We start from the raw sequence: 22,522 nt of genomic DNA, 5'->3' as shown, positions 1-22,522 counted from the left end.
TTCAGACCCTAGTCGATCGCCACCAATCCGCGGCTGGGGCGTTGATGCGGCGCAATCGACAGGAAACACAATGCCTGACCGCGCGACGCTGTATCGAATGGTTCTTCCCGAACACACCTGCCCCTTCGGCGTCCGCGCCCAGGCGCTGCTGACGGAGCACGGCTATCAAATCGACGATCGCCTGCTCCGCTCGCGCGAGGAAGTCGAGGCGATCAAGACCGAACACGAGGTCGTGACGACGCCGCTGGTCTTCATCGGCGACCGGCGTATCGGCGGCTGCGACGATCTCGAGCGGTTCCTCGCCAACGGATAGGGCTGGCAGCGGGGCGGAAGCCGGAGATCGTCTCGGCAGCTCTCGCAAAAATGGCCTGCAAGAGAAACTTCACACTTCGACGCCTACTCCGGACTTTCCGCTATAATGGTGAATAAGATGCTAACGCGGAGACGTAGCGGTGATTGAAGCGATCCTGTTCGACCCGACCAAACTGAACCAACGACGGAGCGCCGCTGCCTCGCGAAAGGAACTGGTCCATTTCGAAACCTGCCCGATGTGCAGTCAGGCAGTCGATCGGCGCGATATCTACGCCGTCATGCACCATCTGCCAGTGGGTCACGAACCGATGCCGGTCAACTAAGGCTGTCGCGATTGGCCTGACCTAGGTTTCGTCGGCTACCCGTCGAACGAAGCAATCCACGCCGCCTGCCTGCGCGCGAACGCACAGCCCCTCAGTTTCGGCGCGGATCGCAGGAAGGCTCTGCAGGCGATGCAGTGCGCCCTCCTGCCGAACCACTACCGGCACCCCCGCCTCGATCAGCCTTGCGCGCTGGCGCTCGGCTGCGTCCGCCGAGCTGAATGCGCCGAGCTGCGCCCGCCAGCTTTCTCCGGGCGGCAGGTCCGCCGCCAGCTGTTCTGCACCGGCCATTGCTGCGCGCTGTTCGCGCGCCCGGCGCTGGATCTCGATCAACATTCCGAGCGTGATCGTCGCCGGCCTGTCGATGATCTGGGGCTGCGACCCGGCCGTCGTGTCGAGGGCGAGTAGCTGCGCAGGCTCCGGCTTCTGCCGCGATGCCTGCGCAATGCCGAGGATGGGGAGAATGCCGACGATCGGAAGGCTCGCCAGCGCGGCAGGCAACCAGCCATATCGGCGCGGGCGCTTGGGCAGGGCGATCGGAAAGGAAGAATCACTGTGGTGCACGCGCGGCTCGTTACGGTTAATGCCGATTAACGCACGAGCCCCGCATATTTCCACCTGTCCCGAAAAGAGACGCACAAACGGCGGAGCCCGAAGGCTCCGCCGTCTCTGCAGCCTGAGCTGCTTCCCTTAGCGGACCATGTTGGCGAATACCGCGCCGATGATCCCGCTGGTGATCGCGACGAGCACCGCGTCGTTGCCCGACTGGACATAATTGTAGCCGCGCGGCGGGGCGCGCAGACCGCGATACTGGCGATAGTCGATCTGCCGGTAGTTGCGGGCATAGCGGCTGTCGAAACGCTGGCCGCGCTGCCAGTTGCGGGTCTGATACGCATTGCCGTTCTGATAGCCATGGCCGCGCTGCGGAGTCTGCCGGACGACGACATTGCCATTGGGGCGTTGCTTGACCACCATCTGCTGGCGTGGCGCGTCGTGCCCGCGATGCTGCTGCGGTGCTGCGGCCATTGCGGGGGTGGCGGCGATCGAGGCGGCGACCAGACCGAGAATGAACTTCTTCATGACTAACTCCTCTTGTTCGCGCCGTTGCTTGGCGTTGAACAATATCTAGGAGCTGGTTGTCGCAGCCCTGTCCCATCGGCGCGGCAAAATGGTCGCGATTTGTCGCGGATCCGATTCGTCCGTTCAGGTTCGCAGGCTTGCCCGCGTGCGGCAACGGTTCTAACCCGCGCCGCCTGTATCAAGGAGAGGCAAATGCGCGCGTTCATCTTCCCCGGCCAGGGCAGCCAGGCGGTCGGCATGGGCAGCGCGCTTGCCGCGGCGAGCCCGCACGCGCGCGAAGTCTTCCAGGAAGTCGACGAGGCGCTCGGCCAGAAGCTGTCCAGACTGATGAGCGAGGGCCCCGAGGACCAGCTCACTCTCACCGCCAATGCGCAGCCCGCGATCATGGCCAATGCCCTCGCGGTGCTGCGCGTGCTCGAGAAGGACGGCGGCATCCGCCTTGCGGAGAAGGCCGATTTCGTCGCGGGCCACAGCCTCGGCGAATATAGCGCGCTCTGCGCCGCCGGCGCCTTCGATCTCGCCACCACCGCACGTCTTCTCCGCCAGCGCGGCGACGCGATGCAGGCGGCGGTGCCGGTCGGCGTCGGTGCGATGGCAGTGCTTCTCGGCGTCGATCTCGACAAGGCCCGGGCCATCGCCGATGCCGCCGCGCAGGGCGAGGTCTGCACCGTGGCGAACGACAATGATCCCGGCCAGGTCGTGATCTCGGGCCACCGCGACGCGATCGAGCGCGCACTGCCGCTCGCCAAGGAGATGGGCGCCAAGCGCGCGCTGTTGCTGCCGGTCTCGGCGCCGTTCCACTGCCCGCTGATGCAGCCCGCAGCCGATGCGATGGCGGGGGCGCTTGCGAAGGTGTCGATCCAGTCGCCGCTCGTCCCTGTCTATGCCAATGTCACCGCCGCGCCGGTGACCGATCCGGATATCATCCGCACGCTGCTGGTCGAGCAGGTCACCGGCATGGTCCGGTGGCGTGAATCGGTGCTGGCGATGCAGGAGGCGGGCGTGACCGAATTTGTCGAATTCGGCGGCAAGGTCCTCGCCGGAATGGTCAAACGCATCGCCCCCGACGCCACCACGACCAGCCTGGTCACGATGGACGACGTGGAAGCGCTGGCGAAGACGCTTTGATTTTTTCACGCGAAGGCGCGAAGACGCTAAGATGCACGACATCGAGGCGACGGCAGCAGATATCATTGACGCGGCGTTGAAGCTCCACATGAGTCTTGGTCCAGGCCTGCTGGAAAGTGTTTACGAGACGATCTTGGCTGCGAAGCTTATAGAACGAGGCCATTCGGTAGTTCAGCAATGCCCGATTGATATAGAATATGACGGCCTTGTCTTTCAGGCGGCTTTTCGCGCTGACATCATCGTGAATGGACAGGTGCTTGTCGAGGTGAAGTCGATTGAACGGCTCAATCCCGTGCATGGCAAACAGGTGCTGACTTATCTTCGCTTGCTCAAGCAGCCCCTTGGGCTGCTGATTAATTTCGGCGGCGCGACGCTCAAAGAGGGGCTGCGTCGCATCGTCAATAACTATGAACCCTTAGCGCCTTCGCGCCTTCGCGTGAATCAATAAGAAGGACCACCCCCATGTTCGACCTCACAGGCATGACTGCGCTCGTCACCGGCGCTTCGGGCGGGATCGGTTCGGCGATTGCGAAGGGGCTGGCCGCGCAGGGCGCGCGGCTGGCGGTTTCGGGGTCGAATGCCGAGAAGCTCGAGGCGTTCCGCGCCGAGCTCGGCGGCGATCATGTCGCACTCCCTTGCAACCTGTCCGACGGCGCCGCGGTCGACGGGCTTGTGCCCCAGGCAATGGAAGCACTCGGCAAGCTGGATATTCTCGTCAACAATGCCGGCATCACGCGCGACAATCTCGCGATACGGATGAAGGATGAGGAGTGGGACACGGTGATCCGCGTCAACCTCGAGGCCGCGTTCCGCCTGATGCGTGCCGCCGCCCGGCCGATGATGAAGGCGCGCTACGGCCGGATGATCTCGATTACCTCGATCGTGGGCGCCACCGGAAATCCGGGGCAGGCGAACTACGCCGCCTCCAAGGCCGGGCTGGTCGGCATGTCCAAGGCGCTCGCGCAGGAACTCGCCAGCCGCAACATCACGGTAAATTGCGTCGCCCCCGGCTTCATCCGCTCGGCGATGACCGATGTCCTTCCGGAGGCGCAGAAGACCGCGTTGCTCGGCCGAATTCCCGCGGGCGACCTTGGCACGGGCGAGGATATCGCGGCCGCCGTCGTCTATCTCGCCAGCAAGGAAGCGGGCTACGTCACCGGCCAGACCTTGCATGTCAACGGCGGGATGGCGATGCTATGAGCGGGGGCCTGGAGTGACCAACATGCGTATCATCCTGACTGCCGCGCTGCTCGCGCTCGCGACGCCTGCTCATGCAGCGGATCTCGCGACGATCGATTGCGTCGCCGGCAAGGTCGCGCCTGCCGCGACTGCGAAGCTCCACGCCGATGTCGCGCGCAACATGGCGGAAAGCGGCAAGCGCCCGAGCTACGATCCCGCGGTCGGCGGCAGCATCGCCAGCGCCGCGGCCGCCTGCGGGCTCGAGCACAATTGGTCCGAAGCGGCGATCAAGGCCGCGCGCGCTTATACGCTGGCGAAGCTCGGCCTGTCGGTCGCCCAGCGGGTGATCGGCGAGCGCGGATTCGAGGCGGCGACGCTCGAGGATCGCTTCCAGTCGCTGCCCGAGGAAGCGCGCAACCGCGTGCTGACTGCGGTCGAGTATCAGGACCTGGTAAAAGGGTCCGTGACCGAAGAAGCGAAGCAGACCCGCGAGAATGCCGAGCTGCTCGCCGAATATTTCGCTTTCCTCAGCACGATCCAATATGCGAGCTTCGATTTTTCGCAGGCCTGAACGTATCGGGCCTGGGGTGTGACCCCTTGCAACGGCACCACCGGCATTCTAGGTGCGTTCACACGGAATTCAGAGCCCCAGACAAAGGAAAACAGGGACTATGGCCAACCAGGAAGAGATCACCCAGCGCGTCGCCGCGCTCGTCGTCGACCATCTCGGCGTCGATGCCGGCGAAGTGAAGCCCGAAGCGAGCTTCATTGACGATCTCGGCGCGGACAGCCTCGACATCGTCGAGCTGGTCATGGCTTTCGAGGAAGAGTTCGGCGTCGAGATCCCCGACGACGCGGCCGAGAAGATCACCACGGTGGGCGATGCGGTCTCGTACATCAGCGAGCACCAGGAAGGCTGATCGCCCTCCGGCTACCTGCCCGGATGGGCCGGCACTGCCATATAGCGGCTTCCCGTCCGGGCTCGAAAGAGAGGGCGGGGAGCCGTTTCGTTTTTACACCGGGGCTGTGTACCTAATGCCTCCTGTGCGCGAAGTTCGAGAAGTTTGACGGAGAATGCCATGCGCCGCGTAGTCGTGACCGGGCTCGGACTCGTCACCCCGCTGGGTGCCGATGTCGAGACGGCCTGGAAGAACATCATCGCCGCCAAGTCGGGCGCGGCCGCAATCACGCGCTTCGACGCGACCGATTTCCACACCAATTATGCCTGCGAAGTCAAAGCGCCTGGCCACGAATATGGCTTCGATCCGAACCTGCGCGTCGATCACAAGGTCCAGCGCCAAGTCGATCCCTTCATCATCTTCGGCATCGATGCCGCGGGGCAGGCGATCGAGGATGCCGGGCTGCTCGACATGACCGAGGAAGAACGTTTCCGCGCCGGCTGCTCGATCGGCGCGGGCATTGGCGGGCTTCCGGGGATCGAAAGCGAATCGCTCGTGCTCGCCGCAAAGGGCCCCAAGCGGGTCTCGCCGCACTTCGTCCATGGCCGGCTGATCAATCTGATCTCGGGCCAGGTCTCGATCAAATATGGCCTGATGGGTCCCAATCACGCCGTGGTCACCGCCTGCTCGACCGGCGCGCACTCGATCGGCGACGCCGCGCGGATGATCGCGATGGACGATGCCGATGTGATGCTCGCGGGCGGCGCCGAGGGTGCGATCTGCCCGATCGGCATCGCCGGCTTCGGCCAGGCGCGTGCGCTTTCGACCAATTTCCGCGACGATCCGACCAAGGGCAGCCGCCCCTGGGACCAGGATCGCGACGGATTCGTGATGGGCGAGGGCGCCGGCGTGGTCGTGCTCGAGGAATATGAGCGCGCCAAGAAGCGCGGCGCCAAGATCTATGCGGAGGTCATCGGCTACGGCCTGTCGGGCGACGCGTATCACGTGACGGCGCCGCATCCCGAGGGTTCGGGCGCGTTCCGCTCGATGCAGATGGCGATGAAGAAGTCCGGCCTCGACTTGAGCGAGATCGATTACATCAACGCGCACGGCACCTCGACTCCGCTCGGCGACGAGCTCGAGCTGGGTGCGGTCCGTCGCCTGTTCGGAAACAACATCGAGACGCTCTCGATGAGTTCGACCAAGTCGGCGATCGGCCACCTCCTCGGTGGCGCCGGCGCAGTGGAATCGATCTTCTGCATCCTCGCAATGCGCGACCAGATCGCCCCGCCGACGCTCAACCTCGACAATCCGAGCGAGAATTGCGCCGGCATTGATCTCGTCCCGCACCAGGCGAAGGAGCGCAAGATCAAGGCCGTGCTCAACAACAGCTTCGGCTTTGGCGGCACCAATGCCAGCCTGGTGATGAAGGCTGTCTGAGCCAGCGCCCTCCCGTCGTCCGCGGCGGGCGGGCGGCTGCGCGATCCTCGTCGTCCTGCTCCTGATTGCGGCGGCGGGGCTCGGCCTGCTCCAGCTCTGGGCGGGCAGCGGGCCATCGCGCGCCAACATGTCGGTGCTGATCCCGCAGGGCGCGACACTCAGCCAGGCGGCGACCGAGCTGGAGAAAGCCGGCGCGATCCGCTCGGCACGCCGATTCGTGCTGCTCTCCAAGCTGTTCGGCGGCGGCGCGCCGATCAAAGCCGGCGAATATCGCCTCCTCGCCCGCGAGAGCCAGTCCGACATCCTGAAGGACCTGCAGGGGGGCAAGACGCTCCAGCGCAAGATCACGGTGGCCGAGGGCGTGCCTTCGATCCTTGTCCATGAGGCGCTGATGAAAGCCGACGGGCTCAGCGGCCAGATCGCGGTGCCCGCCGAGGGAAGCGTGCTGCCCGATACCTATGCCTATAATCGCGGTGAGACTCGCGCAGTGGTGCTGGCGCGGATGCAGAAGGCGATGCGCGACTATCTCGCTTCGGCGTGGGCGCGGCGCAAGCCGGGCATTGCGGTGTCGACGCCGGCCGAGGCAGTGACGCTCGCTTCGATCGTCGAAAAGGAGACGGGCAAGCCCGAAGAGCGGCGGATGGTCGCCGCGGTCTATGCGAACCGGTTGCGTGTCGGCATGATGCTCCAGGCGGATCCGACGATCATCTACCCGATCACCAAGGGCAAGCCGCTCGGGCGCCGAATCCTCCAGTCCGAGCTGCGTGCAGTGAACGCCTACAACACTTATGCGATGACCGGGCTGCCGGCCGGCCCGATCGCTAATCCCGGCCGCGAATCGATCGATGCGGTGCTCGATCCGGCGCAGTCTACTGCGCTGTATTTCGTCGCCAAGGGCGATGGCGGGCACGTGTTCGCCGACACGCTCGAGCAGCACAACGCCAATGTCCAGAAATGGTATGCGTTGCGGAGAGCCCGCGGCGAGATGTGATCTTCTCCCGCTCCCTTTTGGAGCGGGAAGGGGCCCGCGAGCGCAGCGAGTGGGAAGGGTGAGGGTGACATAAGTCATCCCACTCACCCTCACCCTTCCGCCGACTTCGTCGGCTCCCTCCCTCTCCCGGAGGGAGAGGGAATCAGTCTCGCAACCCCGCCGCTTCGCGCGCCAGTGTCTCGACTTGCGCGACACTCGCCCCCTTGGGCGTGATCCAGCTTCCGCCGACGCACAGCACCGGATCGAACGCCAGCCATTCCGGAGCGCTCGCGAGGCTCACCCCGCCGGTGGGGCAGAACTTCGCCTGATAGAAGGGCGCCGCCAGCGCCTTGAGCGCCTTCAACCCGCCCGAAGTCTCGGCGGGGAAGAACTTGAAATGCGTCAGCCCCAGATCGAGCCCGCGCATGATGTCGCCGGCGTTGGCGATGCCCGGCAGAAAAGGTACGCCGCTCGCGATGATCGGATCCGCCAGCCGCTCGGTCAGCCCCGGCGAGACGATGAACTCGACGTCGGCGTCCATCACCTGCTTGAATTGGTCGGTGTTGACCACGGTGCCCGCGCCGACGATCGCGCCCTCGACCTTCTTCATTTCCGCGATGGCCTCGATCGCCGCGCCGGTGCGCAGCGTCACTTCGAGGACGCGAAGCCCTCCCTTGACCAGCGCCTCGGCGAGCGGCCGCGCCTGCGCCGCGTCTTCGATCACCAGCACCGGGATCACCGGGGCAGCGCGCATGATATCGGCAATCGTCGTCGTCACAATGCGTGCTCCTGGGCGAAGGCCGCAGCGGCGCCGTAAAGGCCCGGCTGCGGATGCGTGATCAGCTTGACGGGAATCGACGCCATCAGGTTCCGGAACCGGCCCTTGGCAACGAAGCGCTCGCCGAAGCCCGATTGCAGCAAATGGTCCTTGAGACGCAAGCCCAGACCGCCGGCGATCACTACGCCGGTCGGGCCATGGGCGAGCGCAAGATCGCCTGCGACGGCGCCGAGGCTGAGGCAGAAGCGGTCGAGCGCGGCGACGGCGAGGCTGTCCTTGCCTTCGAACGCCAGCGCCCAGAGCTCCTTGTCGCTGTGGCGCGGCACCGGGCGCTTCTCGAGCTCGGCAAGTGTCTCGTAGATCGCTACGATCGCCGGGCCGGCGACGATCCGTTCGGTCGACACGCGGTTATATTCGCGGCGCAGCCGCTTGACGAAGGCATCCTCGATCGGATCGAGCGGCGCGAAATCGACATGGCCGCCTTCGGTCGCGATAATGTCGTAGCCGCCTTTGTGGCGGAACACTTGCGCGACGCCCAGCCCGGTACCCGGGCCGCATACGGTGAGCGAGCCGCGCGCGGGCAGGGGGGTGTCGGGACCGCAGAGGTGGAGGAAGTCCGAATCGCCGAGCTGCGCCACGGCATGGCCGATCGCCGCGAAATCGTTGACGACGGTCCAGGTCTCGGCGCCCAGCCGTTCGGGGATGAGCGCGGGGCGGATGATCCACGGATTGTTGGTCAGCTTGATCACTTCGCCGCCTACAGGGGACGCCACCGCGATCGCCGCAGCCTTGGGCAACGGCCGCCCCAGGGAATCGCCAAACGCCTGCCAGGCAAGCTGGAGGCTCGGATGCTCGGCAACTTTCTGCGTCATCGGCTCGGCAATCGAGACGACGCGCCCTTCCGCCACTTCCGCTACGGCAAAGCGGGCATGCGTGCCCCCGATATCGACCGCGACGACTTCCATGCCTACTCCCTGACCCTCTCGTGCCCATCGCCTGTCAACGTTGGCATACGGTGCGCGCGCCCTTCTCTGCGCTGGACGCGCAGAAGTAAAGCGCGTGGCTAGAGCCCGGCTTCGGCGAGCATTGCGGAGGCGCCGAGTTCGGCTTCGTCCGCGTGGTGCCGCATCATCGCGAACAGCTCGCGCCCGGTACCTTCGACGCGGGCGGGCATGGTGGCCTGTTCGCGTGCGTTCCATTCGTCGGCATCCACCATTGCCTCCAGCGTCCCCGCCTCGGCATCGAGCCGGACCATGTCGCCGTCGCGCAGCTTGCCGATCGGACCGCCGCCCAGTGCCTCGGGCGACAGGTGGATCGCGCATGGCACCTTGCCCGACGCTCCCGACATCCGGCCGTCGGTCACCAATGCCACGCGGAAGCCGCGATTCTGCAGCACGCCTAGCGGCGGCGTCAGCTTGTGCAACTCGGGCATGCCGTTCGCCTTGGGCCCCTGGAAGCGGACGACGACGACGACGTCGCGGTCGAGCTCGCCCGCCTTGAATGCCGCTTGCACCTCCGACTGGTCCGAGAAGACTCGCGCCGGCGCTTCTATCGTCCAACGATCGGGCTCGACCGCGCTCACCTTGATGCAAGCACGGCCCAGATTGCCTTTCAGGATGCGGAAGCCGCCTTCGGGCGAGAAGGGGGTGTCGACCGTGCGAACGATGGTCTCGTCGCCGCTCTTCTCGGGGTGATCGTGCCAGACGAGCGCATCGCCTTCGACGCCGGGCTTGCGGCCATAGGCGGCCATGCCTTCCTTGGCGATAGTCAGCGTGTCGCCGTGCATCAACCCGCCCTTGAGCAATTCGCGGATCACGAAGCTCGGGCCCCCGGCGTCCTCGAAGCCGTTCACGTCGGCCGAACCGTTGGGATAGACTCGCGTCAGCAAGGGGACGGCGCGTGAGAGCCGGTCGAAATCATCCCAGTCGATGACGATCCCCGCCGCGCGGGCAAAGGCCGGAACGTGGATCAAATGGTTGGTCGAGCCGCCGGTCGCGAGCAGCGCGATCGCAGCGTTCACGATCGCCTTCTCGTCGACGACATGGCCGATCGGGCGATAATCATTGCCGGCCCAGCCGATGTCGGAGAGCCGGTGCACCGCCGCCCGTGTCAGTTCCTGACGCAGCTTGGTCTGCGGATTGGCGAAGGCGGCACCGGGAATGTGAAGCCCCATCGCCTCCATCATCATCTGGTTCGAATTGGCAGTGCCGTAAAAGGTGCACGTGCCCTTGCTGTGATACGCGGCGATCTCGGACTCGAGCAGTTCCTCGCGGGTCGCCTTGCCTTCGGCATAGCGCTCGCGGACCGCCGCCTTTTCCTTGTTGGCGAGTCCCGAGCGCATCGGACCGCCGGGGATCATCACCATCGGCAGATGCCCGAAGCGCAGCGCGCCGATCAGCAAGCCGGGGACGATCTTGTCGCAGATGCCGAGCAGAGCGACGCCCTCGAACACCCGATGCGAAAGCGCGATGCCGGTCGACAGCGCGATCGTGTCGCGGCTGAACAGCGACAGCTCCATGCCGGCATAGCCCTGAGTCACGCCGTCGCACATCGCCGGAACCCCGCCCGCGACCTGCGCGGTCGCGCCGGCCTCGAGTGCCCAGATCTTCATCTGCTCGGGATAGCGATAATAGGTCGCGTGCGCCGACAGCATGTCGTTGTACGAAGTTACGATGCCGATGTTCATCCGGTTGGCCGGAGTCATCAGGTCGCGCTGCTCGTCGGTGCCGGCATAAGCATGGGCCAGATTGGCGCAGCCGAGCTTGGGCCGGTCCGCGCCGCTTTCGCGCTCGCGGCGGATCAGGTCGAGATAGGCGGCGCGCTTCGCCTTCGAGCGCTCGATGATGCGATCGGTGACTGCGGCGATTTCGGAATGAATTGTCATCTCAAACTCCGTTCGCCCTGAGCTTGTCGAAGGGCGCCTTCTTCAATTCCCGAGCGCGCCGGGAGAGCGGTGCTTCGAAAAGCTCAGCACGAACGGCCGGGCGTTCACGCCGCCCAGTGGATATCCACCGGCAGCTCGACATCCGCGAGGATGCGACCGACCGGATATTTGGACGAGGCGCCCTGCTCGATCGCCTGCTCGAGCACGTCACGCTTGGCCTGACCCGTGATCGCGATCATCAGCGCGCGCGCCGAGACGATCGCGGCCTTGCTCAGCGACACGCGCGCGACCGGCGCTTCGGGCGGCAGCGGGTCGGGCATCACGCCCAGCGCCCGGCGTTCCTTGGGGCCGTTGAGCGCCTCGTCGAAGTCGGGGCCGGGGAAGATCGAAGCGGCATGGCCATCGCCACCAATGCCGAGCAGGCAAAGATCGAGCGGCCAGTGCAGATCCTGCAGGATCGCGTCGGCGGCGCGCCCAGCGGCCTTATAATCGGCGACGGTCGCGCTGATCAGCGGGATCACCCGCGCACCCTTGGGAATGAACACCTTGCCGATCGCGGTAACGTTGGACAGCGGATCGCCGAGCGGCACCAGCCGATCGTCGCCCGGGACGATGGTCACGCGTTTCCAGTCGAGCTTGGCCTTGGCCAGCGCCTCGTAGATCGGCAGCGGCGTCTTGCCGCCGGCGAGCGCGACCACGGCGGCGCCGCGTGCGTCGATCGCGCTTTCGATGATGAACTGCACGTCGCCGGCGACGGCCGCGGCCATCTCGTCGGCATCGTCATAGTCCCACCATTCGATTTCGGTCGTCATGCTTGCTCCTGAAGTTCGGCGGGTTCGTCGTCGATATGGGTATTGGCGGCTATTCGTTCCACGTCACCCCGTCGCGCTCTGTCAGCGCGATCGAGGCGGAGGGCCCCCAGCTGCCCGAGGCATAGGGCTTGGGCTTGATGTCGTTGGCGTCCCAGCCGGCGCGGATGCCGTCGATCCACTCCCATTGCGCCTCGACTTCGTCGCGGCGGACGAACAGCGTGGGATCGCCCTCGATCAGATCGAGCAGCAACCGCTCATAAGCGATCCGGCGGCGCGTGCCGGCAAATTCGTTCTCGAGGCTGAGATTGAGCGGCACTTCGCGCAGGCGGACGCCCTCGCGGTCGAGCCCGGGCTGCTTGGCCATCACCAGCAGCCGGACATATTCCTCGGGCTGGAGGCGGATCGCCAGCACGTTGGGCTGCAGTGCGCCGCCGCGTTCGGCGAAGATCGAATGCGGCACCGGCTTGAACTGGATGACGATCTCGGATCGCCGCTCCGCCAGCCTTTTACCGGTGCGCAGATAGAAAGGCACGCCGTGCCAGCGCCAATTGTCGACATGCGCCTTGATCGCGACGAACGTCTCGGTGTCCGAGGGCTTTTCGAGATCGGTGGCGTAATCGCGGACGATCTCGCCCTTCACTGCGCCGCCGCCATATTGGCCGGTGACGGTGAGCTGGGGCGCTTCGGAGGCGCTGATCCGTCGCAGCGAGCGCAGCACCTTGACCTTCTCGTCGCGGATCGCCGTGCCGTCGAAGCGGGCTGGGGGCTCCATCGCAATCAGTGCGACGAGCTGGAGCATATGGTTCTGGACCATGTCGCGCAGCGCGCCGGTCTCGTCATAGAATCCGGCACGGCCCTCCAGACCAACGGTCTCCGAAACCGTGATCTGGACATGGTCGATGCCCTGGGCGTTCCACACCGGCTCGAACAGCGAATTGCCGAAGCGCAGCGCTAGGATGTTCTGCACCGTCTCCTTGCCGAGATAATGATCGATCCGGAACGTGCGCTCCTCGGGGAAGGCGCCAGCCACGAGATCATTGATCTCACGGCTGGAAGCGAGATCCTTGCCGAGCGGCTTTTCGAGGCTGATCCGGACATTGTCGCCGGTCAGCCCCGCGCCCTTGAGCCCCTCGATCGTCGGCCCGAACAGCCAGGGTGCCGTCGACAGGAAAATGGCGAGCCCACCGGAAATGTCGCCGAGCTTTTCCTTGAGGCCGGCGAACCCGTCGAGGTTCGCGGCATCGAGCGACTGATAGCGCAAACGATCGAGAAAGCTCCCGACAGCGCTGTCATCCTTGCGGTCGGCGGGCAGGAATTCCTCGAGCGCGTGGCGGGCGAACTCCCGATAGGATTGGTCGTCCTTCTCCGAGCGGGCGGTGCCGGTGATCGTCAGTCCGGCGGGGAGCAGCCCGTCCGCATGCAGCGCATAGAGCGACGGCAGCAGCATCCGCTGCGCGAGGTCGCCGGTTGCTCCGAACAGCAGCAATTTGCCCACGGGCTGGTGCATTATACGCCTCTCGACTTGTTTCGCCCGCGAGACACCAACGGGCGCCAAAGATCAAGCCGGAGTTCTAGAGAACCAGCCCCGAGGTCGGCTCGAGCCCGGCCATGATGTTGAGATTCTGCACCGCAGCGCCGGCGGCGCCCTTGCCGAGATTGTCGAGCGTCGCGACGAGTCGTGCCTGGCCGCGCTCGGCATTGCCGAACACGCGCACGCTCAGCCGATCGGTGCCGGCATCTTCTTCGATCGAAACCGTGGAGACGTCGCCCGGCAGCACGCGCACCAAGGTGCTCTCCTTATACGCGTCGCGCAGCGCATTTTCGATCGCTTCCAGCGACGGGCGGCGCGTGAAGGTCTGAAGCGGGAGCGGTACCTCCACCACCATCCCGCGATAGGTGCGCACGACCGCAGGCTGGAAGATCGGCGGATGCTCGATCCGCGCATGCTTCTGCATCTCGGGCACATGCTTGTGGTCGAGGTTCAGGCCGTAATTGCGAAATGCTGTCGCGGTGAACCCTGGCGTGTTTTGGTCCTCGAACTCCGCGATCATCGATTTGCCGCCGCCCGAATAGCCCGACACCGCGTTCACCGCGAAGATATGATCCACCGGCACCAGCCCCGCGCGCACCAGCGGCCGCACGAGCGCTAGGAACCCGGTCGGGTAGCAGCCGGGATTGCTCACCCGTGCCGCCTCGGCGATCGCCGCGGTCTGGCTGGGCTCGAGCTCGGCAAAACCATAGACCCAATCGGGCGCGACGCGGTGCGCGGTCGATGCGTCGATCACGCGGACCTTGTCGGCGCGGATCATCGTCACGGCCTCGCGCGCCGCGTCATCGGGCAGGCAGAGGATGACGAAATCGGCCGAATTGAGCGCGTCCTCGCGCTTCTTCGGATCCTTGCGGTCCGCCTCGGCGAGGATCAACTGCTCGATTCCGTCGCGGCCGTCGAGACGTTCGCGAATCTCGAGGCCGGTCGTGCCGACGGCGCCGTCGATGAACACGCGAATGGTCATTGCGCGTCGGTCAGCGCTGCAGCGGGGATGTAGCCGACGATTCCGGTCGCCGGTGCGACGCCCCAGGCACGATTGCCGGCCAGCTCGAGCACTTCGAACACGTCGCCGGCGTTCAGGCTGGTCAACACTTCGGAATCAGCCGCAGCGCTGGCGCGAAGATCGGCGGCGGTCGCGAGGCTGCGTGGCATCGGTGCGGCGTAATGGGGAGCGAATACGCGGTCGGCGAGCCGTACATCGGCAAGGTCACGCCGGACGGCGTCGACGCGCGAGTCGAACGTCGCGGAACGGCCCTTCAGCGAGAAGCGCTTACGCGTTGGCCCTGCGGGCGGCTGGCTGACCGATGGCGTCACCAGCGAGGAAATGCCCGAACTCTGCAAGAAACTCTGCCCCTTCAGCGGTACGCGCAACGAAGATGTTACGTTTGTCGGTATCGTCGCGTTGACGGCGCAGATAGCCGAGCGTCCCTAGGCGATTCAAGGCGCGGGTGACAACGGGTTTGGATACGTTCAACGCCCGCGCCAATCCGCGGACCGTATGGGGCCCCGCATCGAGATACACAAGCATCAGGAGAGCCATCTGGCGATTGGTGAGGTCGGGCTCGCCCGAACGCACGTAATCGATCAGTGTGTCCTTCCAAGAAGACAGCGATTGGTCTGGCATCGCGTTCACGGCTCTTCTCATCCGTTACGTTCCCGGTGCTGTCCGGGAGCATTCAAACAAACGCAGCGTGAGCGCAGTGGTTTCAGTGCGATGGCGAAATGTTATCACTTTGTTTGGATTGGCGTTTTGGTGCCGTGCAGCAAAGCGCCGCCAGACGCAGGTTGATCCTCGGCGCCGGCTCCCCTATGTCGCCGCTTTCGCAACAGGCCGGGTTTCAATGTTCACCTTTCTGCTCGTCGTCCACGCTATCATCGCGGCACTGCTTGTGACCGTGATTCTCATGCAGCGCTCGGAAGGCGGCGGGCTCACCACCGGCGGCAGCCCGTCGGGGCTGATGTCGGCACGCGGCGCGGCGGACTTCCTGACGCGCGCCACTTCGATTCTCGCGGCCTTGTTCATCCTGATGAGCATCGTGCTCGCCTTCATCGCCGCGACGCGGCACTCGACGACGATCGACACCTCGCTCCAGCGCGCGCCAGCCGCGGCTGCTCCGATCACCTCGCCGACCAGTGCGCCCTTCGCGCCCGGCAACAGCACGGCACCGGCCGGCAGCGCCGCACCCGCCAACGGTTCGGTCCCGCTCGCGCAATAACCCCGCCGCTCTCCGTTCGGGGAGCAAATCGAAAAAATAAGTGAGTCGCGCGCTTGTCGGCGCGCGGCCAATGACGGTAGGCGTTTGCTCCCATGGCGCGGTATATTTTCATCACCGGCGGCGTGGTCTCCTCGCTTGGCAAGGGTCTCATGGCAGCGAGCCTCGCGGCTTTGCTCCAGGCCCGCGGCTATCGGGTGCGAATCCGCAAGTTCGATCCGTATCTCAACGTCGATCCCGGCACGATGTCTCCACATCAGCATGGCGAAGTCTATGTGACCGACGACGGCGCCGAGACCGATCTCGATCTCGGCCATTACGAGCGCTTCACCGGAGTCGCGTCGCGCCAGTCGGACAACGTCACCTCGGGGCGAATCTACAAGACGATCATCGAGCGCGAGCGCCGCGGCGACTATCTCGGCGCGACGGTGCAGGTGATCCCGCACGTCACCGATGCGATCAAGGCGTTCGCGCAGGACGAGACCGAGGACCTCGATTTCGTGCTTTGCGAGATCGGCGGCACCGTCGGCGACATCGAGTCGCTGCCGTTCATCGAGGCGATCCGCCAGCTCCGAAACGATCTTGGTCGCGGCCAGACCGTCAGCATCCACGTGACGCTGGTGCCCTATATCTCGGCGGCGGGCGAGCTGAAGACCAAGCCGACCCAGCACAGCGTGCGCGAGCTCGCGGCACTCGGCGTCCAGCCCGACGTCCTCGTCTGCCGCTCGGAGCGCGAGCTGCCGGCCAGCGACCGCGCCAAGATCGCGCAATTCTGCAACGTGCCGACCGCGGCGGTCATCCCCGCGCTCGACGCGAAGAGCATCTATGCGGTGCCGACTCAATATCACCGCGAGGGCCTCGACCTGGAAGTGTTGCGCGCCTTCGGCATCGATCCGGGCGCCGCACCCGATCTCGAGCGATGGGAGCGGATCGTCCGCCGTCTCGAAAACCCCGAGGGCGAAGTCACGATCGGCGTGGTCGGCAAATATATGGGCGTGCCCGACGCCTATAAGTCGCTCCACGAGGCGCTGGTCCATGGCGGCATCGCCAACCAGGTCAAGGTCAACATCCGCTGGCTCGACGCCGAATTGTTCGAGCGTGACGCCGAGGAAGTCACTTCGAAGCTCGAGCCGATGCACGGCATCCTCGTCCCCGGCGGGTTCGGCGAGCGCGGCAGCGAGGGCAAGATCGCGAGCGTGCGCTTCGCCCGCGAGCGCGGGGTTCCGTTCTTCGGAATCTGCCTCGGCATGCAGATGGCGTGCGTCGATGCCGCGCGCGATCAGGGGCTCGAGAATGCCTCGACCACCGAGTTCGGCCCAACCGACGAGCCGGTGGTCGGCATGATCACCGAATGGATGACCAGCGAAGGCATCCAGAAGCGCGAGGCAGGCGGCGACCTGGGCGGCACGATGCGGCTCGGCGCCTATCCCGCGAAGCTCGGCGGCAACAGCGTCGTCGCTTCGATCTACGGCTCGGACGAGATCAGCGAGCGGCACCGCCACCGCTACGAAGTCAACACGCACTACAAGCCGTTGCTCGAGAAGAACGGTCTGGTCTTCTCGGGCATGTCGCCCGACGGCACGCTTCCCGAGATCGTCGAGCGCCCCGATCACCCGTGGTTCGTCGGCGTCCAGTTCCATCCCGAACTCAAGTCCAAGCCGTTCGACCCGCACCCGCTGTTCGCAAGCTTCATCCAGGCCGCCGTCAAGCAGAGCCGGCTGGTCTAGGTTGAGGGCTCCTATTCCCGATCGTCATCCTCGCGAAAGCGGGATGACGAAGATCGGGCGGGCGGAAGGTCACACCAGGGTCACACTATCGCGCATGTCCGGCGGCGAACGGGCCATGCCGGAATTCACAAAAATCCGGCCCAGATGCGCCTGCGTTCCGCTCGGCATCCATGTTGTCAAAGAGCGGCCACGGGGCGACAGCGCATCGATCCCAGCAAATGAAATCCTACATTGCAAGGGGCTGGTCAGAATTCGACTGCAAACTGTGCAAGCGAAAGCGAAACAGCCCCTGACTACCGGCAAACTATTGTATCGCTTGAGTAACAGATCCTAACGCCTCCACCGTGGACGAGCCGTGCCTTTCGTGCTGCGTCGTGTGGGGCGGAAGGTTGGCGCGCTTGGCTCCGGCGTTATGCTGGCGCGACGGAGGTGCCTGTGATTCGATTGCTGCCGATCGCCGGACTGCTTCTCGCTTCGGCGACTGCCGTCGCGGCTGCCCCAGTGCCCAGCCAGGCACGGCAATGCTCGCTCGACTCGATGTCGCCGGCGGAGAAGCAGGCGCTTAGCGCCGGCTATTACAAGGTCGCGCGCGAAGCGGGGCAGGCGCGCGCCGAGGCGTGGGTGAAGGCACAGGCGTCCGCTTTCGCGAAGAAGCTGATTGCCGAAGGCGTATGCCCGCCGCCGGCTGCAACGCGCAACGACTCACCGGCATCGCCCGAGCCTGCGGAGGGCGACGAGCCGCTGCGCAATCGCCACGGCAAGCCCTGCAAACGGATCGAGATGGAGAATCAGAACGTCCCGAACCTCGGCGGCGCGATGGGCTGGGCTCTGATCCCGGTCTGCAAGGATCAATGACGAGCCCCGTTCCGCTGCGTCGCAGCATCGGCTAACGGAGCGGCATGCGTATCCTGCTCGCCGCGCTCGCGGCCCTGTTGCTTCCCGTCGCCGCGTCGCCCGCCGCGGCGCAGTCCCAGCCTATCGCCGGCATGGTCCGCGTGCGGATCGAGACCAGCGAAGGCGCGATCATCCTTGCGCTGGACGCCAAGCGCGCGCCGAAGACCACCGCCAACTTCCTCGCTTATGTCGATGACGGCCGGCTCGACGGCACCGGCTTCTACCGCGCGTCGAGGCGCACGGGGAATCCCCAGTTCGGTTTCGTCCAGGGCGGGATCGCGTCCGACGCGCGGCGCATCCTGCCGTCGCCGCCGCTCGAACCGACCAATGTCACCGGGATTCGCCACCTCGACGGCGTCGTGTCGATGGCGCATGGTGCGAATATCGACTCCGCCACCGGCAATTTCTCGATCATGGTCGGCGCCAATCCGTCGCTCGACGCGCGCGGCACCGGCCGCAACGGCTATTCGGCATTCGGCCACGTCGTCGGCGGGATGGACGTCGTCCGCAAGATTCTCGGCAAGCCGGTCGGCGGGGGCAGGGGCCCGATGCGCGGCCAGATGATCCAGCCCGCGCCGGTGACCATTCTCCGCGCGGTGCGGCTCGACGGCGCGCCGCAGCCGACCGGGCGGGTAAAGCCGTGGCTAATCGGCCCGACGCGCTGGATCGCGCCGAACTGAGCCTTTCGATGCTTGACCCATTTTCCCGTTCGCCCTGAGCTTGTCGAAGGGCGCCTAACCGAGAGCGCAACGCTCACGGCCGTGCTTCGACAAGCTCAGCACGAACGGGTGGCAAGAGTGTTGCCCCAACCCCAAACAAAAGGCGCCCGGGCATGCCCGAGCGCCTCTGCTGCGGCGCCCAAAGGGAGGAAAGCGCCGCTAGCTCCGTGTTGGTTACGCCGCGTCGCGATGCTCGATCGCGGAGGGCTGGCTGCCGCCGTTCACGGCGATCTTCTTCGGCTTCATCGCCTCGGGAACTTCGCGGACCAGCTCGATCACGAGCAGGCCGTCGGCGAGGTCCGCGCTCTCGACTCGAACGAAGTCGGCGAGTTCGAAACGGCGCTCGAAGCTGCGATTGGCGATGCCGAGATGCAGGAACGCGCCCTGGTTGTTCTCGTCCTCATTCGCCTTCTTGCCCTGGACCAGCAGCAGATTCTGCTGCGCCGTCACGTCGATCTCGTCGGGCTTGAAGCCGGCGACGGCGAGCGTGATGCGGTAGCGGTCCTCGGCCAGGCGCTCGAGGTTGAACGGGGGATAATTCTCGCTGGCCGCCTGACGCGCGCTGGCTTCGAGCAAGTCGAACAGCCGGTCGAAGCCGACGGTCGAGCGGCGGAACGGAGTAAAGTCGAACTGACGCATTTCAAATCCTCCTATGAGCAAGTTGAACGTCTATCTGCGCTGCGCCCGGAAACCCGCGGCGCTGCTTGCCGCGGCCCATCGGGCACCGCGACAAGACGAATGTGGTTTTGGGTTTCGGCGGTTTCAAGTGCGTCCAGGCGCCCGCCGCGCGCGCCGGAGAAACGCAGCTTCGGCTTCCCCAAGATTCGCTTGCTGGCTAAACCCCACTGACTTGATGGAGATTGGCTGCAACAATTTGGGGGATGTTGATGAGCCTTTCTTCGCTTTCGCTGCTGCTTCTCGCGAGCGCTTCGCCGCTGGCCACGCCTGCGCCCGTGCGCGACGATCCGCCAGCGGTGGCGCCGGGCATCGAAGCAGCGGCTGACGATCCCACCGATGATCCCGACGCGCAGAGCAGCCAGGACGTCGTCGTAACCGCCCGACGCCGCGAGGAGCGCGTGCAGGAAGTGCCGATCGCGCTTTCGGTGATCAGTGGCGAGGATCTGGCGAAGAGCGGCGCGTTCAACGTCTCGAGGCTCCAGCAGGCGCAGCCGGCGCTGCAATTCTATTCGAGCAACCCGCGCAATTCGGCGATCAACATCCGCGGCCTCGGCGCACCGTTCGGCCTCACCAATGACGGGATCGAACAGGGTGTCGGCTTCTATGTCGACGGCGTCTATATCGGCCGGATCGGGGCTTCGACCTTCGATTTCGTCGATGTCGAGCGGGTCGAGGTGCTGCGCGGGCCGCAGGGCACGCTGTACGGGAAGAACACCACCGCAGGGGCGATCAACATCACCACGCGCGCACCGAGCTTCACCCCCGAATCGCGCGTCGAAGTGAGCCTAGGCAATTACGACTTCCTCCAGACCAAGGCCTCGGTCTCCGCGCCGCTGACCGATACGGTGGCGTTTCGCCTGTCGACCTCGGGGACCACGCGTGAAGGCACGATCCAGAACATCCGCACCGGCGTCGACCAGCACCGGCTCCGCAACCTCGGGGTTCGCGGCCAGGTGCTGTGGAACGCCGCGTCGAACCTCGATTTGACGCTGTCGGGCGACTTCAACCGCCAGAACCCTTTGTGCTGCGTGCAATATTATGTCCGCACCGGCGCGACCCAGCGTCCGCTCGCCCGCCAATATGCCGCGCTGGCGGCGGCGTTCGGCTATACGCCGCCCAGCACCGATCCGTTCGACCGCGTCACCGACCTCGACGCCCGGTCGAACTCGCGCCAGGAAATCGGCGGCGCCTCGCTGGTCGCCAATTGGGATGTCGGCGCGGCGACGATCACCTCGGTGACCGCATGGCGCTATTGGGACTGGTTGCCGGCGAACGACCGCGACTTCATCGGACTGCCGATCACTACCGTGTCGCAGAACCCGTCGCAGCAGAAGCAGTTCTCGCAGGAGCTACGAATCGCGTCGAACGGATCGAACAAGCTCGACTACACGCTGGGCGCCTTCTTCTTCCACCAGACAATCAACACCCAGGGCTCGCAGGTCCAGGGCTCGGCAGCGAGCCGCTATCTGCTGTCGGGCGCCGACGCGCTCAATCCCAACGTCCTGAACGGGCTTACCTCGACCAACACGATCAGCTTCGACAATTCCAGTTTCGCGGTGTTCGGCAAGCTCAATTGGGAAGTGGCAAGCGGCTTCCACATCCAGCCCGGGCTTCGCGTAAACTACGACAAGAAGTCCGGCTTTTACGAGTCGGTCGTCAGCCTGCACAACAGCCAGTTCAATTTCGACGCGACGGCGGACAATGTCGCCGCGTTGCTGGCCGCGCGGCCGGCGGGCGCCGCCCGGACGACGTTCCAGAACCAGATCAACACGCTGGCGCCGCAGCGTTACAGCCCGGAGTTCAGCGACTGGAACGTCTCGGGCGATCTCACCTTGTCCTATGATTTCTCGCCGGACATCCACGCTTATGCAACCTATGCGCGCAGCTTCAAGTCGGGGGGCATCAACCTTTCGGGTCTGCCGCTCAATTCCACGAGCACCGGCGTCGACCTCTCCACCCAGACGGTGAAGCCCGAGAAGGTCAATCATTTCGAGCTCGGGCTCAAGACCCAGTTCCTCGATCGCCGCCTCACGTTCAACGCCGCCGGCTTCTGGACCGAAGTCAGCGATTATCAGGCGACGGTGAACAATAACGCGATCAACGTGATCCGCGGCTATCTCGCCAATGCCGGCAAGGTACGCGCGCGCGGCTTCGAATTCGACACCAGTTTCCGTCCGTCGCAGCGCGCCAATGTCTATCTCAACGGCGCCTATACCGACGCGACCTATCGCGAGTTCGTCAACGCCCCGTGCCCGCCCGAGCTTTCCGGCGGCACCGCGACGGCCCCGGGCGGGGTCACCGACCCGGCCGGAACGCCGGGCGGCCGCAGCCCCGCATTCTGCGACATCTCGGGCCAGGTGCTGCCGGGCATCTCGAAATGGTCGCTGTCCTGGGGCGGCGAAGTCAATGTGCCGGTCGGGAGCAGCGTCGGGCAGGTCTATGTCGGCTATGACGGCAATTACCGGTCGCGCTTCTCGTCGAACCCGTCGCAATCGGCGTATACCTGGATCGACGGCTATTCGCTGTCGAACTTCCGCCTCGGTTATCGCGAGGGCGACTTCAACATCTTCGGCTGGGTGCGCAATGCGTTCGACCAGCATTATTTCGAATTGCTGTCCACGCAATCGGGGAGCACCGGGCTGATCGTCGGCCAGCCCGCCGATCCGAGGACCTATGGTTTGACGATCAGCAGCTCGTTCTGATCGTCCATCTACTAGCCTCTCGCCATGGCCGGGGGAGGTTAGGGGGAGGGGGGCGAAGCCCGCACATCGCCCCCCTCCTTTGCTTAGAGAAAGGAAGCGACTCACCCGATCCGTTCGTGCTGAGCTTGTCGAAGCACCGTGCTGCTTCTTCACCCAAAGAAGAACGGCCCTTCGACAAGCTCAGGGCGAACGGAAATAGGGGATGCTGAATGCCCTGAAACGGCAAACGCCCGGACCG

The 22,522-nt window shown here is 65.3% G+C and carries 25 protein-coding genes; 14 read left to right on the top strand and 11 right to left on the bottom strand.

Annotated features, from left to right (window positions below; all coding sequences use genetic code 11):
* The first annotated feature begins 70 nt into the window (after positions 1 to 70).
* Together E5A73_RS03740 and E5A73_RS03735 are read left to right on the top strand one after the other, a co-directional pair.
* Complete coding sequence (locus tag E5A73_RS03740) at positions 71 to 313, top strand: glutaredoxin (protein ID WP_240699995.1); 243 nt, start codon at positions 71 to 73, stop codon at positions 311 to 313.
* A gap of 139 nt (positions 314 to 452) precedes the next feature.
* Positions 453 to 635: a hypothetical protein gene (locus E5A73_RS03735; protein WP_135962412.1), complete on the top strand. Its 183-nt coding sequence runs from the start codon at positions 453 to 455 to the stop codon at positions 633 to 635.
* A gap of 21 nt (positions 636 to 656) precedes the next feature.
* On the opposite strand, the gene E5A73_RS03730 is transcribed toward E5A73_RS03735, so the two are convergent.
* Positions 657 to 1,133, bottom strand: a complete 477-nt coding sequence (locus E5A73_RS03730; RefSeq protein WP_135962411.1) for an SPOR domain-containing protein — start codon at positions 1,131 to 1,133, stop codon at positions 657 to 659.
* A gap of 189 nt (positions 1,134 to 1,322) precedes the next feature.
* The gene (locus E5A73_RS03725) at positions 1,323 to 1,712 is read right to left on the bottom strand and encodes an RcnB family protein (protein ID WP_135962410.1); all 390 of its coding nucleotides are present in this window, start codon (positions 1,710 to 1,712) and stop codon (positions 1,323 to 1,325) included.
* Between the two features lie 192 nt (positions 1,713 to 1,904).
* Here E5A73_RS03725 and fabD point away from each other — a divergent pair, with 192 nt between their 5' ends.
* From fabD to mltG, 7 genes are all read left to right on the top strand, one after another.
* A complete protein-coding gene (gene fabD / locus E5A73_RS03720; protein WP_135962409.1) occupies positions 1,905 to 2,840 on the top strand; it encodes an ACP S-malonyltransferase in 936 nt (311 codons plus the stop codon).
* 31 nt (positions 2,841 to 2,871) lie between these two features.
* On the top strand, positions 2,872 to 3,288 hold the full coding sequence (locus tag E5A73_RS03715; RefSeq protein ID WP_135962408.1) for a GxxExxY protein: 417 nt from the start codon (positions 2,872 to 2,874) through the stop codon (positions 3,286 to 3,288).
* 14 nt (positions 3,289 to 3,302) lie between these two features.
* Complete coding sequence (fabG, locus tag E5A73_RS03710) at positions 3,303 to 4,040, top strand: 3-oxoacyl-[acyl-carrier-protein] reductase (RefSeq protein ID WP_135962407.1); 738 nt, start codon at positions 3,303 to 3,305, stop codon at positions 4,038 to 4,040.
* 22 nt (positions 4,041 to 4,062) lie between these two features.
* Positions 4,063 to 4,590, top strand: a complete 528-nt coding sequence (locus E5A73_RS03705; RefSeq protein WP_135962406.1) for a hypothetical protein — start codon at positions 4,063 to 4,065, stop codon at positions 4,588 to 4,590.
* A gap of 100 nt (positions 4,591 to 4,690) precedes the next feature.
* Complete coding sequence (locus E5A73_RS03700; protein ID WP_056612581.1) at positions 4,691 to 4,939, top strand: acyl carrier protein; 249 nt, start codon at positions 4,691 to 4,693, stop codon at positions 4,937 to 4,939.
* A gap of 159 nt (positions 4,940 to 5,098) precedes the next feature.
* On the top strand, positions 5,099 to 6,358 hold the full coding sequence (gene fabF / locus E5A73_RS03695; RefSeq protein WP_135962405.1) for a beta-ketoacyl-ACP synthase II: 1,260 nt from the start codon (positions 5,099 to 5,101) through the stop codon (positions 6,356 to 6,358).
* Positions 6,359 to 6,485: 127 nt separating this feature from the next.
* Positions 6,486 to 7,349 carry an endolytic transglycosylase MltG gene (gene mltG / locus E5A73_RS03690; protein WP_338112845.1) on the top strand — a complete coding sequence of 288 codons (864 nt, stop codon included), beginning with the start codon at positions 6,486 to 6,488 and terminating at the stop codon, positions 7,347 to 7,349.
* A gap of 142 nt (positions 7,350 to 7,491) precedes the next feature.
* Here the strand turns inward: mltG and eda are convergent, their stop codons facing one another.
* The 8 genes from eda to E5A73_RS03650 all read right to left on the bottom strand — a co-directional run bounded on the left by eda (position 7,492) and on the right by E5A73_RS03650 (position 14,975).
* Entirely contained in the window at positions 7,492 to 8,082 is a 591-nt protein-coding gene (gene eda / locus E5A73_RS03685; protein WP_206366375.1) for a bifunctional 4-hydroxy-2-oxoglutarate aldolase/2-dehydro-3-deoxy-phosphogluconate aldolase, read from the bottom strand.
* Between the two features lie 20 nt (positions 8,083 to 8,102).
* Positions 8,103 to 9,071, bottom strand: a complete 969-nt coding sequence (gene glk / locus E5A73_RS03680) for a glucokinase (RefSeq protein ID WP_135962402.1) — start codon at positions 9,069 to 9,071, stop codon at positions 8,103 to 8,105.
* Between the two features lie 98 nt (positions 9,072 to 9,169).
* The gene (edd, locus tag E5A73_RS03675) at positions 9,170 to 10,990 is read right to left on the bottom strand and encodes a phosphogluconate dehydratase (RefSeq protein ID WP_135962401.1); all 1,821 of its coding nucleotides are present in this window, start codon (positions 10,988 to 10,990) and stop codon (positions 9,170 to 9,172) included.
* A gap of 104 nt (positions 10,991 to 11,094) precedes the next feature.
* Complete coding sequence (gene pgl, locus E5A73_RS03670; RefSeq protein WP_135962400.1) at positions 11,095 to 11,802, bottom strand: 6-phosphogluconolactonase; 708 nt, start codon at positions 11,800 to 11,802, stop codon at positions 11,095 to 11,097.
* 49 nt (positions 11,803 to 11,851) lie between these two features.
* Positions 11,852 to 13,309 (bottom strand): glucose-6-phosphate dehydrogenase, encoded by a 1,458-nt coding sequence (gene zwf, locus E5A73_RS03665; RefSeq protein ID WP_135962399.1) that lies wholly within the window; start codon positions 13,307 to 13,309, stop codon positions 11,852 to 11,854.
* 64 nt (positions 13,310 to 13,373) lie between these two features.
* Entirely contained in the window at positions 13,374 to 14,315 is a 942-nt protein-coding gene (gene argC, locus E5A73_RS03660) for an N-acetyl-gamma-glutamyl-phosphate reductase (protein ID WP_135962398.1), read from the bottom strand.
* Positions 14,312 to 14,503, bottom strand: a complete 192-nt coding sequence (locus E5A73_RS21950; protein WP_206366366.1) for an SH3 domain-containing protein — start codon at positions 14,501 to 14,503, stop codon at positions 14,312 to 14,314. The genes argC and E5A73_RS21950 overlap by 4 nt, the downstream gene beginning before the upstream one ends.
* 118 nt (positions 14,504 to 14,621) lie before the next feature.
* Positions 14,622 to 14,975 (bottom strand): MarR family transcriptional regulator, encoded by a 354-nt coding sequence (locus tag E5A73_RS03650; protein WP_135962549.1) that lies wholly within the window; start codon positions 14,973 to 14,975, stop codon positions 14,622 to 14,624.
* 217 nt (positions 14,976 to 15,192) lie between these two features.
* Between E5A73_RS03650 and secG the strand changes: the two genes are divergently transcribed.
* From secG to E5A73_RS03630, 4 genes are all read left to right on the top strand, one after another.
* Positions 15,193 to 15,567 (top strand): preprotein translocase subunit SecG, encoded by a 375-nt coding sequence (secG, locus tag E5A73_RS03645; protein ID WP_135962397.1) that lies wholly within the window; start codon positions 15,193 to 15,195, stop codon positions 15,565 to 15,567.
* A gap of 92 nt (positions 15,568 to 15,659) precedes the next feature.
* Positions 15,660 to 17,291, top strand: coding sequence for a CTP synthase (locus E5A73_RS03640; protein ID WP_135962396.1), 1,632 nt, complete (start codon positions 15,660 to 15,662; stop codon positions 17,289 to 17,291).
* A gap of 435 nt (positions 17,292 to 17,726) precedes the next feature.
* Entirely contained in the window at positions 17,727 to 18,146 is a 420-nt protein-coding gene (locus tag E5A73_RS03635; RefSeq protein ID WP_135962395.1) for a hypothetical protein, read from the top strand.
* A 44-nt stretch (positions 18,147 to 18,190) separates the two neighbouring features.
* Positions 18,191 to 18,865 (top strand): peptidylprolyl isomerase, encoded by a 675-nt coding sequence (locus E5A73_RS03630; protein ID WP_135962394.1) that lies wholly within the window; start codon positions 18,191 to 18,193, stop codon positions 18,863 to 18,865.
* 213 nt (positions 18,866 to 19,078) lie between these two features.
* Here the strand turns inward: E5A73_RS03630 and E5A73_RS03625 are convergent, their stop codons facing one another.
* The gene (locus E5A73_RS03625) at positions 19,079 to 19,543 is read right to left on the bottom strand and encodes an Hsp20 family protein (protein WP_135962393.1); all 465 of its coding nucleotides are present in this window, start codon (positions 19,541 to 19,543) and stop codon (positions 19,079 to 19,081) included.
* 248 nt (positions 19,544 to 19,791) lie between these two features.
* Between E5A73_RS03625 and E5A73_RS03620 the strand changes: the two genes are divergently transcribed.
* Positions 19,792 to 22,284 carry a TonB-dependent receptor gene (locus tag E5A73_RS03620; RefSeq protein WP_135962392.1) on the top strand — a complete coding sequence of 831 codons (2,493 nt, stop codon included), beginning with the start codon at positions 19,792 to 19,794 and terminating at the stop codon, positions 22,282 to 22,284.
* Positions 22,285 to 22,522 lie beyond the last annotated feature (238 nt).

Origin of the sequence: Sphingomonas gei (assembly GCF_004792685.1) — a bacterium.
Lineage (GTDB): Bacteria > Pseudomonadota > Alphaproteobacteria > Sphingomonadales > Sphingomonadaceae > Sphingomonas > Sphingomonas gei.
The sequence above is the reverse complement of the archived record's forward strand: the minus strand, read 5'-3'. Positions and strand labels throughout refer to the sequence as shown.

Coding starts and splice junctions, on each gene's coding strand:
- E5A73_RS03740 (WP_240699995.1), top strand. CDS start 71: ATGCCTGACCGCGCGACGCTGTATCGAATGGTTCTTCCCGAACACACC.
- E5A73_RS03725 (WP_135962410.1), bottom strand. CDS start 1,712: ATGAAGAAGTTCATTCTCGGTCTGGTCGCCGCCTCGATCGCCGCCACC.
- fabD (WP_135962409.1), top strand. CDS start 1,905: ATGCGCGCGTTCATCTTCCCCGGCCAGGGCAGCCAGGCGGTCGGCATG.
- E5A73_RS03715 (WP_135962408.1), top strand. CDS start 2,872: ATGCACGACATCGAGGCGACGGCAGCAGATATCATTGACGCGGCGTTG.
- fabG (WP_135962407.1), top strand. CDS start 3,303: ATGTTCGACCTCACAGGCATGACTGCGCTCGTCACCGGCGCTTCGGGC.
- E5A73_RS03705 (WP_135962406.1), top strand. CDS start 4,063: ATGCGTATCATCCTGACTGCCGCGCTGCTCGCGCTCGCGACGCCTGCT.
- E5A73_RS03700 (WP_056612581.1), top strand. CDS start 4,691: ATGGCCAACCAGGAAGAGATCACCCAGCGCGTCGCCGCGCTCGTCGTC.
- fabF (WP_135962405.1), top strand. CDS start 5,099: ATGCGCCGCGTAGTCGTGACCGGGCTCGGACTCGTCACCCCGCTGGGT.
- mltG (WP_338112845.1), top strand. CDS start 6,486: ATGTCGGTGCTGATCCCGCAGGGCGCGACACTCAGCCAGGCGGCGACC.
- eda (WP_206366375.1), bottom strand. CDS start 8,082: ATGCGCGCTGCCCCGGTGATCCCGGTGCTGGTGATCGAAGACGCGGCG.
- glk (WP_135962402.1), bottom strand. CDS start 9,071: ATGGAAGTCGTCGCGGTCGATATCGGGGGCACGCATGCCCGCTTTGCC.
- edd (WP_135962401.1), bottom strand. CDS start 10,990: ATGACAATTCATTCCGAAATCGCCGCAGTCACCGATCGCATCATCGAG.
- pgl (WP_135962400.1), bottom strand. CDS start 11,802: ATGACGACCGAAATCGAATGGTGGGACTATGACGATGCCGACGAGATG.
- zwf (WP_135962399.1), bottom strand. CDS start 13,309: ATGCACCAGCCCGTGGGCAAATTGCTGCTGTTCGGAGCAACCGGCGAC.
- argC (WP_135962398.1), bottom strand. CDS start 14,315: ATGACCATTCGCGTGTTCATCGACGGCGCCGTCGGCACGACCGGCCTC.
- E5A73_RS21950 (WP_206366366.1), bottom strand. CDS start 14,503: ATGCCACGCAGCCTCGCGACCGCCGCCGATCTTCGCGCCAGCGCTGCG.
- E5A73_RS03650 (WP_135962549.1), bottom strand. CDS start 14,975: ATGCCAGACCAATCGCTGTCTTCTTGGAAGGACACACTGATCGATTAC.
- secG (WP_135962397.1), top strand. CDS start 15,193: ATGTTCACCTTTCTGCTCGTCGTCCACGCTATCATCGCGGCACTGCTT.
- E5A73_RS03640 (WP_135962396.1), top strand. CDS start 15,660: ATGGCGCGGTATATTTTCATCACCGGCGGCGTGGTCTCCTCGCTTGGC.
- E5A73_RS03630 (WP_135962394.1), top strand. CDS start 18,191: ATGCGTATCCTGCTCGCCGCGCTCGCGGCCCTGTTGCTTCCCGTCGCC.
- E5A73_RS03625 (WP_135962393.1), bottom strand. CDS start 19,543: ATGCGTCAGTTCGACTTTACTCCGTTCCGCCGCTCGACCGTCGGCTTC.
- E5A73_RS03620 (WP_135962392.1), top strand. CDS start 19,792: ATGAGCCTTTCTTCGCTTTCGCTGCTGCTTCTCGCGAGCGCTTCGCCG.